The 14690-nt window shown below is 61.1% G+C and carries 19 protein-coding genes; 9 read left to right on the top strand and 10 right to left on the bottom strand.

Translation table 11 applies throughout. The features are described 5' to 3' along the window. Positions 1–31 precede the first annotated feature (31 nt). Together FGU64_RS21250 and FGU64_RS21245 are read right to left on the bottom strand one after the other, a co-directional pair. Positions 32–970 (bottom strand): sugar ABC transporter substrate-binding protein, encoded by a 939-nt coding sequence (locus FGU64_RS21250; protein ID WP_139954935.1) that lies wholly within the window; start codon positions 968–970, stop codon positions 32–34. A gap of 106 nt (positions 971–1076) precedes the next feature. Further along, positions 1077–2024: an ABC transporter permease gene (locus FGU64_RS21245; protein ID WP_246671386.1), complete on the bottom strand. Its 948-nt coding sequence runs from the start codon at positions 2022–2024 to the stop codon at positions 1077–1079. Between the two features lie 293 nt (positions 2025–2317). Between FGU64_RS21245 and FGU64_RS21240 the strand changes: the two genes are divergently transcribed. Continuing rightward, complete coding sequence (locus tag FGU64_RS21240) at positions 2318–3277, top strand: sugar-binding transcriptional regulator (protein WP_139954934.1); 960 nt, start codon at positions 2318–2320, stop codon at positions 3275–3277. Between the two features lie 25 nt (positions 3278–3302). Here the strand turns inward: FGU64_RS21240 and FGU64_RS21235 are convergent, their stop codons facing one another. Both FGU64_RS21235 and FGU64_RS21230 read right to left on the bottom strand, forming a co-directional pair. Next, positions 3303–4790 carry an FGGY family carbohydrate kinase gene (locus tag FGU64_RS21235; RefSeq protein WP_139954933.1) on the bottom strand — a complete coding sequence of 496 codons (1488 nt, stop codon included), beginning with the start codon at positions 4788–4790 and terminating at the stop codon, positions 3303–3305. 85 nt (positions 4791–4875) lie between these two features. Then, positions 4876–6198: a homoserine dehydrogenase gene (locus tag FGU64_RS21230; RefSeq protein WP_139954932.1), complete on the bottom strand. Its 1323-nt coding sequence runs from the start codon at positions 6196–6198 to the stop codon at positions 4876–4878. Positions 6199–6787: 589 nt separating this feature from the next. On the opposite strand from FGU64_RS21230, the gene FGU64_RS23625 reads away from it, so the two are divergent. After that, positions 6788–7210, top strand: a complete 423-nt coding sequence (locus tag FGU64_RS23625) for a DUF1515 family protein (RefSeq protein WP_348639776.1) — start codon at positions 6788–6790, stop codon at positions 7208–7210. A gap of 858 nt (positions 7211–8068) precedes the next feature. Here the strand turns inward: FGU64_RS23625 and FGU64_RS21220 are convergent. Both FGU64_RS21220 and FGU64_RS21215 read right to left on the bottom strand, forming a co-directional pair. Further along, entirely contained in the window at positions 8069–8575 is a 507-nt protein-coding gene (locus FGU64_RS21220) for an Hsp20/alpha crystallin family protein (protein WP_139954931.1), read from the bottom strand. A 95-nt stretch (positions 8576–8670) separates the two neighbouring features. Next, positions 8671–9171: an Hsp20 family protein gene (locus FGU64_RS21215; RefSeq protein ID WP_139954930.1), complete on the bottom strand. Its 501-nt coding sequence runs from the start codon at positions 9169–9171 to the stop codon at positions 8671–8673. A 228-nt stretch (positions 9172–9399) separates the two neighbouring features. Between FGU64_RS21215 and FGU64_RS21210 the strand changes: the two genes are divergently transcribed. Next, a complete protein-coding gene (locus tag FGU64_RS21210; protein WP_139954929.1) occupies positions 9400–9612 on the top strand; it encodes a hypothetical protein in 213 nt (70 codons plus the stop codon). Between the two features lie 125 nt (positions 9613–9737). Then, a complete protein-coding gene (locus FGU64_RS21205) occupies positions 9738–10049 on the top strand; it encodes a DUF982 domain-containing protein (RefSeq protein ID WP_139954928.1) in 312 nt (103 codons plus the stop codon). On the opposite strand, the gene FGU64_RS21200 is transcribed toward FGU64_RS21205, so the two are convergent. Next, positions 10042–10320 carry an usg protein gene (locus FGU64_RS21200; RefSeq protein ID WP_139954927.1) on the bottom strand — a complete coding sequence of 93 codons (279 nt, stop codon included), beginning with the start codon at positions 10318–10320 and terminating at the stop codon, positions 10042–10044. The two genes, FGU64_RS21205 and FGU64_RS21200, sit on opposite strands and share 8 nt — an antisense overlap. A 24-nt stretch (positions 10321–10344) precedes the next feature. Continuing rightward, complete coding sequence (locus tag FGU64_RS23840) at positions 10345–10806, bottom strand: hypothetical protein (protein ID WP_348639775.1); 462 nt, start codon at positions 10804–10806, stop codon at positions 10345–10347. Between the two features lie 218 nt (positions 10807–11024). Here FGU64_RS23840 and groES point away from each other — a divergent pair, with 218 nt between their 5' ends. The 4 genes from groES (at position 11025) to FGU64_RS21175 (ending at position 13672) form a co-directional block, all read left to right on the top strand. Continuing rightward, the gene (gene groES, locus FGU64_RS21190) at positions 11025–11339 is read left to right on the top strand and encodes a co-chaperone GroES (RefSeq protein WP_139954926.1); all 315 of its coding nucleotides are present in this window, start codon (positions 11025–11027) and stop codon (positions 11337–11339) included. 58 nt (positions 11340–11397) lie between these two features. After that, entirely contained in the window at positions 11398–13026 is a 1629-nt protein-coding gene (groL, locus tag FGU64_RS21185; protein WP_139954925.1) for a chaperonin GroEL, read from the top strand. Positions 13027–13093: 67 nt separating this feature from the next. Continuing rightward, on the top strand, positions 13094–13318 hold the full coding sequence (locus FGU64_RS21180; RefSeq protein WP_139954924.1) for a hypothetical protein: 225 nt from the start codon (positions 13094–13096) through the stop codon (positions 13316–13318). A gap of 138 nt (positions 13319–13456) precedes the next feature. Further along, complete coding sequence (locus tag FGU64_RS21175; RefSeq protein WP_139954923.1) at positions 13457–13672, top strand: hypothetical protein; 216 nt, start codon at positions 13457–13459, stop codon at positions 13670–13672. 109 nt (positions 13673–13781) lie between these two features. On the opposite strand, the gene FGU64_RS21170 is transcribed toward FGU64_RS21175, so the two are convergent. Together FGU64_RS21170 and FGU64_RS21165 are read right to left on the bottom strand one after the other, a co-directional pair. Next, complete coding sequence (locus FGU64_RS21170) at positions 13782–14066, bottom strand: DUF982 domain-containing protein (RefSeq protein ID WP_139954922.1); 285 nt, start codon at positions 14064–14066, stop codon at positions 13782–13784. 20 nt (positions 14067–14086) lie between these two features. After that, a complete protein-coding gene (locus tag FGU64_RS21165; protein ID WP_348639774.1) occupies positions 14087–14440 on the bottom strand; it encodes a DUF982 domain-containing protein in 354 nt (117 codons plus the stop codon). Between the two features lie 31 nt (positions 14441–14471). Here FGU64_RS21165 and FGU64_RS21160 point away from each other — a divergent pair, with 31 nt between their 5' ends. After that, entirely contained in the window at positions 14472–14678 is a 207-nt protein-coding gene (locus tag FGU64_RS21160) for a hypothetical protein (RefSeq protein ID WP_139954921.1), read from the top strand. Positions 14679–14690 lie beyond the last annotated feature (12 nt).

The following is a 14690-nucleotide window of genomic DNA, read 5'->3' as shown; positions in this document are numbered from 1 at the left end:
CTGCCGTCTCGTGGGCCTCGACGCTCATGGGTCACGGATGATTGGCGATGAACTGCTCGACATTGTCCTTGGTGGTCAATGTCGCATCCTGGAGCTGCTCGGCTGGCACCTGCTCTCCGGCGACCAGCTTGATGGCCGAATCCACCGCTAGACGGCCCATGCCTTGCGTCTGCTGCGTGGCGGTTACGTCGAAGACGCCGTCTTTGAGTGCCTTGAGCGCCGCCACGTCACCGTCGAAGCCGGCGATCCAGACCTTGTGGTCGAGATTGGCGACCTTCACGGCCTGTGCCGCGCCCAATGCCAGCGCATCGGCCTGGCCCCAGGCGATGGTAACGTTGGGATGCGCCTGCAACAGATCCTGGGTCAGCTTGAAGCCCTCGTCCTGATGCCAACCTTCGCTCCACAGTTCGCCGACCACCTTGATATCGGGATTGGCGGCCAGCGACTCGCCGCAGCCCTTGGTGCGATCCACTTCCGGTGTGGTGCCCTTCTGGCCGTGGATGATAATCATCTCTCCCTTTCCGCCGGCCTGCTTGAAGATGTAATCGCAAACCGCCTTGGCGGAAGCCACGCTGTTCGTGGCGATGAAAGTGTCGCCCGGTGCGCCGTCTGCGTTGCGGTCGACGTTTATGACCGGAATGCCTGCCGCCTTTGCGGTTTTCGTGGGCACCGAAGCGGCAGTCGCACCAGCAGGGATATAGACCAGCGCGTCGATGTTCTGGGTGATCAGATCCTGCACCTGGCTGACCTGCGTAGCGGAATCGCCCTTGGCGTCGACGGTCACGACCTCGATGCCTTTCTCCTTGGCGTAGGCCTCGACCGATTGCTTGATCTGATTGAAGAAGTCGGCTTGCAGGTTGGCAACCGCGAGCCCAAGTTTTTTTAGCTCCTTCGCGGAAGCTACGCCCGGCGTCGCCATCAGTGGGATCAGGGCAGCGGCTGCAAGTAGCAATGAACGCTTAGTCAGCATTGTGTTTCCTCCGTTGATGTCGAACCCGGTTGGCAATCCATCGACCGGGAACCTGTTTTGCGGACCGGATGGGCCGCTATCCTCCACTCCGCCGCTGGCGGAATTCCTATTTCGACTCGCGCCTCCACGTATCGGCAGCCACAGCGAGCGCGATCACCGCGCCGATGATGACCTGCTGGATGAAAGGTGAGACGCCGAGCAGGTTGAGCCCGTTGCGTAGAACGCCGATAATGAGGACGCCGATGGCCGTGCCGCCGATCGAGCCAACGCCGCCGAACAGACTTGCTCCGCCGATCACCACCGCCGCGATGGTGTCGAGTTCATAGCCGAGGCCGGAGCTGGGCTGCACGGAATCGAGCCGTGCCGCAAGCACGATACCGGCAAGGCCTGCGAGCATCGCACAGACCACGTATACCAGCGTGGTGAGCCAGGTCACCGGGATGCCAGAAAGGCGGGCGACCTCCGGACTGCCGCCGATCGCGTAGAGATTACGGCCGGCGGCCCGGTAGTTGAGGAAGATCGCGAACAGAACGGCCAGCACCAGCATGAGCGCGACTGTCACCGAGAGGAAGCCGAAATGGCGCACGATGGACAGGTCCGAGAACCAGCTGGGGAATCCGACGATCTGTGAGCCGTCGGTGATGATGTTGGCGAGGCCTCGCGCAACCGACATCATCGCCAGCGTGGCGATGAACGACGGCAATCGAGCGACGGTGGTGAGAAGGCCGGACACTAGACCGCAGGCACCGGCGGCCAACAGCGCCGTAATGACACCCAAAATGACCGGCATTCCGAGATAATCGGGATGCACGGTGTAGCCAAATACCATTCCAGCCAATGCGAGAATGGAACCGACCGACAAGTCGATGCCGCCGATCAGGATGACCAGCGTCATGCCGATGGCCATGATGCCGAGGACGGTGACTTGGTCGAGCACGTTGAGGATGTTGCGGACTGTCAGAAAGGTGTCGGTGGTGAGCGACAGCACCAGGCACAGGAGGATGAGGCCGATCAGCGTGCCTCTTGAGCCAGTGAACAGGGTGCTGGCCTGCATCGACCAACTGGTAGCGCCGCTCGCGCCGGGTTGGGTGGAATTCGCACTCATGAGCGCGCCGCCGTGCTGTCCCGGTCGCGGTGGGAAACTTGGCGCTGCTTCGTAAGATCTATGATCACCCAACTCCTCCCAGGTGAACAATTTCACTTTGATAGATATTTTTTTTCAGCTAACCTTGACGATGAGACATTGTCAATAGGGTCGAGGTCTAACGAGCTGCATGGATCTGCTGGCGTTTGCCTGGGACGGCGGCGCGACTTACAAGTGTGGCGCATTTTAAACGAGGATGGCGCATGGCCGGTTCGGAAAACGGGAAATCCTCGCATTTCCCCGAGCAGGAGCTCAAAGCGCGCGCCGCATGGCACTACTATGTCGAGGGTTTGACGCAGGAGCAGATATCCGAGCTCCTGGGGATAGGGCGCATAAAGGTCCACCGCATCCTTTCGGCGGCTCGCGAGGAAGGCGTCGTCCAGTTTCGGATCCGCGAAAGCGTGGTCGGCTGCATGGAGTTGGAGAAAGGGCTTCGGCAGAAATACGGCTTCGGCCATGTTACTGTCGTGCCTGCGGCGGCGGATGCCCGCAATGTGCCGCAACTTGTCGGCCATGCCGCAGCCGCCTATCTGGCCGACAACCTCAATTCCGGCGATGTGGTCACGCTTGGCTGGGGCCGGACACTGAAATTCGCTATCAGTGCCTTGCCGCGCCGTGCGCTGCACGAAGCCGTTGTGGTGTCCATGCTAGGCGGACTCACCCGCGCTCAACCGCTGAACCCGACAGAGAGCGCCTGGGAGCTGGCGGAAAAGATCGGTGCCGACTGTTACCTGCTGCCGGTCCCGGTCTATGCCGATATGCCGGCGCAGCGGGATGCCTTCATGAGCCAGCGCAGCGTGGAGGACGTCATGCTTCGCGCTCGACGGGCCAGTATGGCGGTGCTGAGCGTCGGTTCGTTCTCGAACGAAAGCCCAATCGCCAACTACGGCTTCATCAAGCAGAGCGAGTTTGAGGAATTGAAGGCTGCTGGTGCCGTGGGCGACATCCTGTGCCATTTCGTAGATTCCGAAGGCCATCCCATAGACCATGATGTCAATCGGCGGGTATGCGCCTATCCGCTCCAGGCACTGTCCGATATCCGCAAAGTTCTGCTGGTTTCGGGCGGCGCCGACAAGGTCGACGTCATGCGCGCTGCGCTCACCAGTATTAAGGTGTCGGCTCTCGTCACTGACGAGAATGCCGCCAAGGGGCTTCTTTCCTAGTCAGACAGCCGCCCGGTGAACGTCGCTATTCGATTTCGGCCATGCGATGATGCACGTTCCGTGTCGCATGGTAGAGCGTCTGATAGATCGGCTTGCGTGCGCGATAAGCGTCTACGAGTTCGGCCGTTGGTTCCACTTGGCGTGTGGCCTCGGCCGACATGGCGAGACTGGCGGCGGCGACATCCGCATGCCAGCCGAGACCCGCGGCGGCCAGCATGGCGGCGCCTAACGCAGCCGCCTCATTCACCGGCGAGATCGCAATCGGTCTCTCGAGCGCGCTGGCCATGATCTCCATGAGCAGTGCCGACTGTGTGCCGCCACCGGCTGCGACGATGGCGCCGCCGAAACGTCCGCAACCCTCTTCGAGCGCTTCCGTTGCAAGCGCCTGTTCGAAAGCCATGCCCTCCAGCGCAGCGCGAAACAAATGAGCAGGCGTGTGGTCTAGCGAAAGCCCGAAGATCGCACCACGCGCGGCTTCGTCCCAATAGGGGCTCATCACGCCTGCCCAATAGGGTAGAACGAGCAGATTGCCGGATCCCGGCGCGACCACGCGGGATTCCGCTTCTAGTGCCGCGACGGGACGCCCACCGGTAGTGCGCACGATCCATTCGACCAGTTGCATGCCTGAGCGCAGCACCGTTTCCAGCATGAAGCCGCCGGAAGGCGATACGAGGGTTCGAAAGGCGTCGGAGTTCACATAGTTTCGGGAATAAGTGCCGCCAACGATGCCGGAACCCAGCGATAGATAGGACTTGCCTTCGCCAACGACTCCCATCCCCAGGCCCATGGCTTGTCCGTCGCCGGCACCGGCAAATAATGGAAGACCGCTCGGAAGGCCAGTTTGCCACGCTACATCCTCACGCAGGCGTCCCATCTCAGAGCCGGGAGGAACAAGCCCCGGCATTTGCTCGGGCCGTAGCCCCGCAGCCTGGACCAGTTCAGGCTGCCATTGTCGGCTCGCCATATCCAACAGTCCGAGCGGGTCGGCGCTCGCCGTGGCGGTCACCAGCCGGCCGGTCAGTCGCAATGCCAAAAATGCATTCACGTCGGCGACGGCAGTAGCCTTTTCCATCGCCTCCGGACGGTGCTCCGCCAGCCAGGCCAAGGCATACAGCGCCGGCGTTGGGTCCGGTGGTTTTCCCGTCCATTCGCGTATCTGGTCGCGCCCGAACCGCGCCGAAAGCCGAGCCACTTGCGGGCGCGCCCGTTCGTCGAGCCACAGGATAGCTGGGACAAGTGCGGCACCTCTAGCGTCGAGCAGTGTAAAGGTTTCGCGCTGGTGGGCGATCGCCATTGCCGCGATACGGTCCGTGCCTATGCCGTCGGCAAGGGTGCGAAGCACCTTGAGTAGTGCCGACCACCAATCCTCGGGATCCTGTTCAAAATGTCCGGGGTGCGGATTGGAAAGCGGATAGGATTCCCGCGCCTGAAGCAATTCGCGGCCGTGCCGATCAAAAGCGATCGCCTTCACCGACGTTGTGGAGGCATCAATGCCGACAACGATGTCGCGCATGCTTCGATCCCCTTGCGGCGCTATGAAGGCCCTTTACAGCTTTCTCCAAGCCAGCCGTCTATACGGCGGAGTGGAGTGCGGACGATTAGGCTGCATCCGTCACGAAGCGCCCATCGGACTGGTCCAGTCGTCGCCTAATCTGCGTAACCACCATGGAATCGTCGGGAACGCAATTGTCGTAGGTCAGCAGTTCACCGGCCTTGAGCGGCCGCATCACCTTAGCGCGCTCCGCCAGTCCGATTGGAATGGCGCCGCTGCGGCGCGCATCCTCCCAAGTCATGGCATGGCCGCGGTAGTCCGTCTCGCCGATCATGCCCAGCGTCTCGTTGGCGGCCAGCGGCCGCTTGGCTACCGCCACAGCCTCGGCCACTGGGTGGTCGAGCGGCTGCATGTCGGCGCGCTTGTAAAGCACAGCGCGCGCAGCCGACAGCGGCACTTCCAGGCTGGTCAAATGATAGGGGCGGTAGAGCGTGAAATAGGGTCCTTTGCCGACCTTGAGATCGATCATGCGTTCCAGGATGCGCGGATGCCGCGTCTTGATAATGCAGAACACACCAGGCGCGACCCCTTTGCCGATAGAATAATCGACGACACCCTTGCGGTTGAGGATGCCGCCATCTTCCTTGGGGCAGAGGACCGACGCCAGTTGCTGAAGCGTGGCGGTCGGCCCGTGCATGCCGGGAACATCCGGAACCAAACCGGTCGCGTTGGCGATCGCGACCATCTCGATCGCTGTCTTGGATCCGTCGACGAACTCGACCAGCATGCGCGCGTTCATATTGCGTTCTTCGGCCTCGCGCTGGTAGTCGGCCGGCATCGCGTCGAGCTTGAGCGGGTTGTTCTTGCCCTTACCTGCGGCAACGATTTCGAAGCCGAGGCTTTGAGCGAAGCCGATGATCTCCATCGTGCAGGCCGGTTCGTCGCCGGCGGCCCCAGTGTAGACGACGCCCGCCTTGCGGGCCTCCTCTTTCAGGAAGCGGCCAATGGTGATGTCGGCTTCGACGTTCAACATAACGATGTGCTTGCCATTTCGCATCACATCGAGAGCGAACAGCGTGCCGATGTTGGGGTTGCCCGTGGCGTCGATGATGGCATCAATACGCCCAGCCGCGGCCAGCGCCTGGAGATCCTCGGTGATGGCGATCTTGCCGGCCTCGATCGCTGCCTCGATGGCTACAGGCGAATTGGCCGTGACGATCTCAGAGCGATCGAAGCCCGCAAGCAGAGCCGCATCAATGGCGGCCTGCGGCCGGACCTCCGAGATCGCGCCGATTCGGAGGCCGGGCATCTGCGCCACCTGCACCACGATGTCGGTGCCCATTTGGCCAGCCCCTGCCAATCCGATGGTTACAGGTCCCTTTTCTTTGGCGCGTTCAATCAGCTCTGCGGCGAATTGCGGATGCGGCATCTCGAAAGACCTCCCTCTGAGCAGCCATCATGTTTGAACAATCCTATTCATAAACGAAAATATTTTCAATCAATCTGTGAACGATCGATACGAAGGACAACAGTAGGAATGGAGAGTCTCTTGAGACATCGAAGACGCTCAGCAACGCGTGACACCCTCGGGAGCAAGTGAACGCCTGAGTGGGCACGACGACGACAACGAAGATGGCGCCGACGCTCTCTCTCAACGCGTGATGATTGGCCCACACGCTTAAGCTGGAACCCCTGGTGCCCCCAGTACCAGCAAAGAGCAATTGCAGATGGTACTCCCCTCTGCCGACTGTCAGGCAACACTCGCCGGACGAGACCGTCGCGCTGATCCTGGCTGGCAGGCCGAGCTACAAGCGCGTTCTTGGCGATGATCGCAGTTGCGCCCGTCGCGGATGCTGGAGCTAGCAGTGCAGATAGGGCAACAGGCACATGGCGGCACCTTCCTACAAGAGCCCCGAAAGATGATCGGCGGGCTACTCAAGGCGACGCAAACATGCAGCGCGACATCACCAAAATTCGACGCGACATCAAGGAATCGGACACTCGTGTAGCCCTGTCCTATGAACAGTCGGAACAGCGGTCGACTCAAAGCCGGGCGAAGATTTATGTCAAGGCCGACGACATGTCGGATCAGATCGCCAAGACCGGAGAGTTCGTCCAGATTGATCAACGACATGACGGAAGTGAAGGCGGTCACTGCCGAGTTGACACGATGGAAGCACATGGGGCTCGGAGCGCTCGGCGTCACCGGCATGGGCGCTGCGGCCGCGCTTCATTCATCGCGGCTTACTGGCATGACATATGGCGGATGTTGCGCGGGAGCTGATGCCAGGAAACAATCCAACCTGTGCAATTCTTGCACAAGTTCGCCCGCCCCGGCGAATCGGAGCAGGCTTTTTTTGATCTTCTCGAAGGAAAGACTGAAGCTCAGTGCTGTCGTCAGTCTAAGAGAACGCTGTCAAGGCCAAGCACTGCTCCTGTGAACGACACCAACACAGCCCAGCCGATAGCAGCTTCTCTCCTGCCTGCTCGGATTTGCTCGCAGTGGTTTCGATCGATTTCGACGTTGCCGCCAGCGACCTGTCGGAGTTCAGTTGCGATACCGCAGGGTGTGAGATCGCCAATATGGCAAGCGCCAGGAATGCGAGCGAAATCCCACGACCGCAACAGCGGACGAGCTTTGCAACGATCTTTGCGTCAGGCCAGACTGCAGACATCCGATACCGTTTTCGTGCAATTGAACCTGTGATGCCCTGCACTGCGCTCAAAGACAAGACGACTAGTGCTGCGCGCGTCGGCCGGTAAGCAGATACCATTTGTGGTGTCGCCATTCTCATCGTCCCACTCGAGGAAGCCAGCGATATCATGAAGGATGATCCTTGCGTCCATTCGGGAATGATGACCTGCGAGGTGCTACCTTGCCACGGCTTTCCGGGAGACGCGCTTTCCTGAGGCGGCGGTACATGCCCAAACTTAGGACATATCTTTTGAGGGTCGGTATCGACCAGCCGCTTCGCGCCAAGAGTTTGCCACAGCCACCGTCCAGTTGACGGTCCGCTTGCGATGGCTGCTCTCCGACAGCTGTCGCCCGGCTTCACGCCCCGTCAAGATGTTTGAATTTCAAATCGACGACTTAGTTTGCCTCATTCACGATGTCAAAACGCCCATAAGTTCGTGCTTGGAAGCAGACTCAGTCATCGGCGCGTCGCTTTCAGATATGCATCTCGTTTCAAATCCAGGAAGCGGACTAAGCTGAGGCGGGATCATTCACTCTGCGGGTCGACGAGCTTTGTCGAAAAGCCTGGGAAGCGGCATCGGCCGCTTCCCAGGCTGTCCAGACGTCAGCTCTTGATCGCGATGCGTTTGGCCTGCGACTGCGCTTTCGCCGTTTTCGGCAAGGTCACGGACAGGACGCCGTTCCTGAATCGGGCGTCTATCCTGTCTTCCTCGATCTCGTAGCCGAGGGGGATACGACGCTCGAAGCGGCCGTAGTAGCGTTCCGAGAACTGCCGGTCCTTGTCCTCAGTCTCCGAGCGCTTCTCGCCCCGCAGCATCAGCACACCGTTATCGAGCATGATCTCGATGTCCTTTTCCTCCATGCCGGGCACTTCAGCCGTCACCTTGATCTCTTTGTCGTCGTCGGAGATCTCGACGCTCGGCCAGTTCCCACCGAAGGGAGACGCCCTGCCGACGGACGGCAGGGCGCCGTCGAAGCCGCGGAAAACGTCGTCGAACAGCCGGTTCACTTCGCGGTGCAGCGACAGGAACGGATCACGCTCGCTGTCGCGGAACAGGCTCGGGACGCGACTCTCCTCGCGTCCCCAAGGAATAAGATCGCGTACGCTCATCGTCATTCTCCTTTCGCCAGTCTCGCTATCATCTTTGACAAATCCGTCCGCCGCCGGACGGCCAGCGTCCGGCGCCAGATTTCATCCGCATTGCCTCAGGCGGCTTGCTTGTCAGCGATCTGCTTGCCCACGGCCTTGGCAGTCCCAGCTTCGATACGGGACCCGGCTTTGCCGCTGCTGCTGCCGATCTCGATCTTGCGCGGCTTCATCTCCTCGGGAATCTGACGCTGGAGATTGATCGTCAGCAGGCCGTTGACGAGACCAGCTCCGGTCACCTTCACATGATCGGCAAGCTCGAAGCGGCGCTCGAACGGCCGCCCGGCAATGCCGCGATGCAGATAGTCGCCGTTGTCTTCCGCCGTTCTCTCGCCGGAGACGACAAGCATGTTGGGCTCGTGTACGATGCTTAGCTCTTCCTGGCCGAAGCCCGCCACCGCCATGGTGATGCGGTAGGCGTCTTCGCCTGTCCTGGCGATGTCGTAGGGCGGCCAGTTGTCGACGCTCGGCGTCCGGCTCGCGTTCTCCAGCAGGTCGAAAACACGATCGAAGCCGATGCTCGACCGATAAAGCGGGGAAAAATCGAATGCGGTTCTCATAGCCATATCCTCCATTGCTGAGCAACATGGGTACGAGGAGCGCCAAGGATGAGCGCTCCTTGACCTTGCCGACCCTAAAAGGGCGCCGGCGGATTCGATCTGGGAATTCGCTTTCCGCGCGTCAAGAGGTCGATCGCGGAACGTCCTTCGCCGACGCGCATTGTCTTGCCGTCGCCGGCGGGAATCTTCCGGTCAGCACCTTCCACATCAATGCGCAGGAGAGCGACCATGTCCATGACGCGGGAAGAGATCGTATCGGTCCTTGGGCCGACGGACGCAACGCTGGTCGCCGACATCCTGTCCACCGGCGCTTCCTTCGAGGAGCTGCGGGAAGCCTGGGCCTGGCTCAACGGCGACGAGGCGCTGATGGGCGAGGGACGGCCGCTGCCTGGAACGCGCGTCGCGGAACTGATCGATCTGCTGGATGCCGACGAGGATTGAGCGTTCCGGTGCCAGCGTAGACGGTCTTGATGTTCCGCGCTGCGTCCCCATCTCAACCATAGATGCGCGTAGACGACGCCATCCGATTGCTTGCTCGCAAAAGACGTCCAAAAAAGGAGGAAGTGATGAACGACGTTCGGTTCCCCGAACCTGTTACCCTCAAGTTTCCCAACGCTTCACGCAATGTCGCCAGCAGCTTCGAGGCGCTGGAGTGTCTGGACCAGCAGTGGCCCGAATGGGCGCGCGGGCGGAGCTGGCGCGTGGCGGAACGCGCCTGCCGGGATGCGCTAGACGGATGGCGCAGCGCACGCGACGCGCACAAAGCCTTCCTCAAGGCGGCCAAACGGGCTGGATTGGTCCCGGCAGTGCGCGCTTCCCGTAAATCGCGTCCGGCACCGATGATCGACGGCCTGCGGCCCGAGATGAACTTCAGTTGATGGCAATGACGCCGTCGACGACGCGCCATTCCGACGGCTCGATGAGGCGATGGTGGGCGACGCGCACGGAGTGCAGCGCGCCCTCCAGTTCGCGTTCCCAATAACCGAGGAAGCCTTTCAGCTCCGGGAAGTGAGGGGCCAAATCATAGTCCTGCCAGAGGTAGAGTTGCAGCAGACTCGGGTGATCGGGAAGATGATAGTGGATTTCGGCCGTGGTCAGGCCGTAGCCTTCCATCTGCAGGCGGAATTCCCTGCTGACCGCAGTGACCATATGCGTCTCCTCTGCTTCAGACCTTCATGCATCCAGACGGCCGAAGCTGTGCCGTCGATCACTCGTCGAACGCGATGGCACAGCCGCCACGTCGAGCCGACATAGCGCGTCCATGATCTGGTCGAAGGAGATCGGCTGCTCGGCTCCCGGCGGCCGACGCAGCGCCGGAACGGATTCCACCGCGCAAGCGTCCGAGGCCCAGGACGAGAGGATCGCCCGCTTCTCCTGAATGTCGAGCGTATCGTCGTTCAGGACGTCGTCGGGATGCCTGAAATGCCTCGCCGGCGACAACAGTCGGTCCAGCGCGAGGTCGGACGTTTCAGGAACGAGAGAGGGAATAATCGGTGTGGAATTCTGTCGGTCCATCTTGATCCTCCGTCTTTCCAAAAAGCTCCTTTGCACAGGTTTCGACTTCACAGCCTCGCCTATGGCGAAGCTTGGGATAATTTTGTTCGACAGTCCGAAAAATTCAAGCGGGAAATGCACGGTCGCGATCCGATTAGCCGTATGTTTTCATGGCACTAGCACTCGATCAGTGCGAGTGCCAAAAATTTTTGCGAAGCCTCTTGAAACCGGAAAACAGCAAAACTAGCTCGATATGCGCACGCGACGCCGAAAGGGTCGCGCGAGCCCCGCACCGGTCCGATATTGCTGGTCCGGTGTAGAGGAACTTCAACAATCTGTTTGTCCCGAAGGAGAACGATATGACGTTCCGTCCATTGCACGACCGTATCCTGATCCGCCGCATCGAAGCCGATGAAAAAACGGCCGGCGGCATCATCATTCCCGACACCGCCAAAGAAAAGCCGCAGGAGGGCGAGGTTATCGCCGTCGGCCCCGGCGCGCGCGACGAAAGCGGCAAGCTGGTGGAGCTCGACGTCAAGGTCGGAGACCGCATCCTGTTCGGCAAGTGGTCCGGCACCGAGATCAAGCTGAATGGCGAGGAACTGCTCATCATGAAGGAAAGCGACGTGATGGGCGTGATCGAACAGGCGGCCACGCTGAAGAAAGCCGCCTGACCGGCGCGAACCCGATATCAACCAGTCAAAGAAAGCTGCCTATCGAAGGAGTGATCCAATGGCTGCCAAGGAAGTGAAATTCCATTCCGACGCGCGCGAGCGCATGCTGCGCGGCGTCGACATTCTCGCCAATGCCGTGAAGGTGACGCTTGGTCCCAAGGGCCGCAACGTGGTCATCGACAAGTCGTTCGGCGCGCCCCGCATCACCAAGGACGGCGTGACGGTGGCGAAAGAGATTGAACTGGAAGACAAGTTCGAGAACATGGGCGCGCAGATGGTGCGCGAAGTGGCCTCCAAGACCAACGATCTGGCCGGCGACGGCACCACGACCGCGACGGTTCTGGCCCAGGCCATCGTCAGGGAGGGTGCCAAGGCCGTTGCCTCCGGCATGAACCCGATGGACCTGAAGCGCGGCATCGACAAGGCGGTCGACGCCGTGGTGACCGAGCTGAAGGCCAACGCCCGCAAGATCACGAAGAACGACGAGATCGCCCAGGTCGGCACCATTTCCGCCAACGGCGACGCCGAGATCGGCCGCTTCCTTGCGGAAGCCATGCAGAAGGTCGGCAACGAGGGCGTCATCACCGTCGAGGAAGCCAAGACCGCCGAGACCGAGCTGGAAGTCGTCGAAGGCATGCAGTTTGACCGCGGCTATCTCAGCCCGTACTTCATCACCAACCAGGACAAGATGCGGGTCGAACTGGAGGAGCCCTATGTGCTCATCCATGAAAAGAAGCTCGGCAATCTGCAGGCCATGCTTCCTGTGCTCGAAGCCGTGGTGCAATCCGGCAAGCCGCTGCTGATCATTGCCGAGGACGTCGAGGGCGAGGCGCTGGCGACTCTCGTCGTTAACAAGCTGCGCGGCGGCCTCAAGGTCGCGGCCGTCAAGGCGCCGGGCTTCGGCGATCGCCGCAAGGCCATGCTGGAGGACATCGCCATCCTCACCGGCGGCACGGCGATCAGCGAGGATCTCGGCATCAAGCTGGAGAACGTCACGCTGCAGATGCTCGGCCGCGCCAAGAAGGTGGTGATCGAGAAAGAGAACACCACCATCGTCGACGGCGCCGGCCGCAAAGAAGAGATTCAGGGCCGCGTCACGCAGATCAAGGCGCAGATCGAGGAGACCACCTCCGACTACGACCGCGAGAAGCTGCAGGAGCGCTTGGCCAAGCTCGCCGGCGGCGTCGCGGTGATCCGCGTCGGCGGCGCTACGGAAGTCGAGGTCAAGGAGAAGAAAGATCGGGTCGACGATGCGCTGCATGCCACCCGCGCGGCTGTCGAAGAAGGCATTCTGCCCGGCGGCGGCGTGGCGCTGCTTAGGGCCGTCAAGGCACTCGACACGTTGGCGGCCGACAATGCAGACCAGAAATACGGCATCGACATCGTGCGCCGCGCCATCGAGGCACCTGCCCGGCAGATCGCCGAGAATGCCGGTGCTGAAGGCTCCATCATCGTCGGCAAGCTGCGCGAGAAGACCGACTTCGCCTGGGGCTGGAACGCCCAGACCGGCGAGTACGGCGACCTCTACAGGCAGGGGGTGATTGACCCGGCCAAGGTCGTGCGCACCGCACTGCAAGACGCCGCTTCGGTCGCCGGCCTGCTGGTCACCACCGAGGCTATGGTCGCCGAAAAGCCGAAGAAGGAAACTGCACCCGCCATGCCCGCCGGCACCGGCATGGACTTCTGAGGCACTGATCAAATGGCCCGCTCCCGTCACCGGGGGCGGGCATTTCGCAGATAATCCGGGGGATGCTATGAACAAGATGACCGACATCGGATCCGTTCCAACGCCGACCCGTTCGCCGAGCGAGTTCCTCGCCTATGAAACGGAGTGCCGCAGCGCCTTGAAGCCGCTGCTGACGGGCCTGCTGGATAGGGCCGAATCCGCCGGCTGGAACCGCCGCACCGCAGCGTCCACGCTGATGTTCCTTGCCGCGCAGCAGGTGTCGGCGGCATCGGAGACATCCACAGTCGAGTGAAACCAAGATCGGTTCTCGCTGACTGCGCTCCAGAATGGAACACACAACGTCCTGAGTAGTGCGCAAATGCCATTTGGTCTTTCAACAGAGCGCTAATCCGATATGGTCGCCGATAGGGGGCGATCGAGGGCCGGACCGATGCAGGAATATCTGGATCACAAGCTCGAATGTCCCTATTGCGGAACGATCCGGCTTCGCATTCCCGTCGGTGCAACCGAAGCGACTGAAATCAAATGCGATGACTGCGGCAAACCTTTGGGCACCTGGGGCGAGCTACAGGACGATTTTGCAGAGCAAGGCGGCCATGACGGCATTTTTCGGCTGTCAAAAGGCAGGATCAAACGGATCGAGTAGGAAGCTCGCAGATCACACCGCCACCCGAGCACACGGATCCGGATGCGCATTTGCGTAAGAGATAGGAGCGGCGACACCGTGGGTCGCCGCCCTGAGATCGCACTGCAGATCAGACGTGTAGCTGTTGACCGGAGCTTGCAGCTTTCGGTGTCGCCTCGTCCTCGACCAGAATGTCTTTCTTCCTGGCGAACTGCATGAGAATGCCGCGTGCTGTCTCTGCGTCGACTTCGCCGGCCAGTGCGGCTTTGCAGGCGCGAATCGCCGCCCTTTGCTCCGGACTGTTTCCACACCAATCCGTGACGAACTGGTAGGCATCCACGACCGAGTTCAGCTGCCGCGGAAAGCCGAGCCCGACCCACACGCGGACAGGCTTTTCGAAGGGTTGAGAAAGCATCGTATCCTCCCTTCGTCGCGTCAGGCGGCAACGCCGCCAGTCTCGCCGGCTTTCGGCCCGGTTATCCAGGGCATCGCCACGGAGACATCCTCGAGGATTTTCGCCGAACGGGCAAAGCCGGCGAACGCCTCCCGCGCCGCCTTCAGCGGCACAAGGCCATCGAACGCGCGGTGGCACGCCCGCGTCGCCGTTTCATAGATCACGCCACGGCGGCGCCTGGGCCATTCATGGAGAAAGTCGCAGGCATCCTCGAGACAGGCGATCTCCTGGATGAGACCTTCTGCGGCTCTCACAAATACGGGACTTTCGAATGTTCTCTCGCTCATTGAAACCTCCAATGGTTGAACGATTTCAGCTGGTTGAGGAATGGTCACCCCGGCAATCGGCAGCGACCAGGAGAAATATGTGAAGGCCGATTTCCGACGTCAAGACTTGCCATATCCGCTCCTGCGTCAGGACCGGTCCGTACATCTCTCCGAGCTCGTCGCGGCCGGCCACGAGGTCATCGCCCTGGCCCAGTCGGACGCGGCCGCGGCGAAAGTGACCGCGCATCAGTGGAAGCTGACATGCAAAGAACCCGCTCCGGCCTGCCGAAGCGGATTCTGCTTTTGAGGATTTCGTCGC

Source organism: Mesorhizobium sp. 8, from assembly GCF_006351905.1.
In the GTDB taxonomy this organism is placed as follows: Bacteria; Pseudomonadota; Alphaproteobacteria; order Rhizobiales; family Rhizobiaceae; genus Mesorhizobium; species Mesorhizobium composti.
The sequence above is the reverse complement of the archived record's forward strand: the minus strand, read 5'-3'. Positions and strand labels throughout refer to the sequence as shown.

Bases quoted from the DNA above. Each gene is read 5' to 3' on its own strand.
- FGU64_RS21250 (WP_139954935.1), bottom strand. From the start codon at position 970: ATGCTGACTAAGCGTTCATTGCTACTTGCAGCCGCTGCCCTGATCCCA.
- FGU64_RS21245 (WP_246671386.1), bottom strand. From the start codon at position 2,024: ATGCAGGCCAGCACCCTGTTCACTGGCTCAAGAGGCACGCTGATCGGC.
- FGU64_RS21240 (WP_139954934.1), top strand. From the start codon at position 2,318: ATGGCCGGTTCGGAAAACGGGAAATCCTCGCATTTCCCCGAGCAGGAG.
- FGU64_RS21235 (WP_139954933.1), bottom strand. From the start codon at position 4,790: ATGCGCGACATCGTTGTCGGCATTGATGCCTCCACAACGTCGGTGAAG.
- FGU64_RS21230 (WP_139954932.1), bottom strand. From the start codon at position 6,198: ATGCCGCATCCGCAATTCGCCGCAGAGCTGATTGAACGCGCCAAAGAA.
- FGU64_RS23625 (WP_348639776.1), top strand. From the start codon at position 6,788: ATGAACAGTCGGAACAGCGGTCGACTCAAAGCCGGGCGAAGATTTATG.
- FGU64_RS21220 (WP_139954931.1), bottom strand. From the start codon at position 8,575: ATGAGCGTACGCGATCTTATTCCTTGGGGACGCGAGGAGAGTCGCGTC.
- FGU64_RS21215 (WP_139954930.1), bottom strand. From the start codon at position 9,171: ATGAGAACCGCATTCGATTTTTCCCCGCTTTATCGGTCGAGCATCGGC.
- FGU64_RS21210 (WP_139954929.1), top strand. From the start codon at position 9,400: ATGTCCATGACGCGGGAAGAGATCGTATCGGTCCTTGGGCCGACGGAC.
- FGU64_RS21205 (WP_139954928.1), top strand. From the start codon at position 9,738: ATGAACGACGTTCGGTTCCCCGAACCTGTTACCCTCAAGTTTCCCAAC.
- FGU64_RS21200 (WP_139954927.1), bottom strand. From the start codon at position 10,320: ATGGTCACTGCGGTCAGCAGGGAATTCCGCCTGCAGATGGAAGGCTAC.
- groES (WP_139954926.1), top strand. From the start codon at position 11,025: ATGACGTTCCGTCCATTGCACGACCGTATCCTGATCCGCCGCATCGAA.
- groL (WP_139954925.1), top strand. From the start codon at position 11,398: ATGGCTGCCAAGGAAGTGAAATTCCATTCCGACGCGCGCGAGCGCATG.
- FGU64_RS21180 (WP_139954924.1), top strand. From the start codon at position 13,094: ATGAACAAGATGACCGACATCGGATCCGTTCCAACGCCGACCCGTTCG.
- FGU64_RS21175 (WP_139954923.1), top strand. From the start codon at position 13,457: ATGCAGGAATATCTGGATCACAAGCTCGAATGTCCCTATTGCGGAACG.
- FGU64_RS21170 (WP_139954922.1), bottom strand. From the start codon at position 14,066: ATGCTTTCTCAACCCTTCGAAAAGCCTGTCCGCGTGTGGGTCGGGCTC.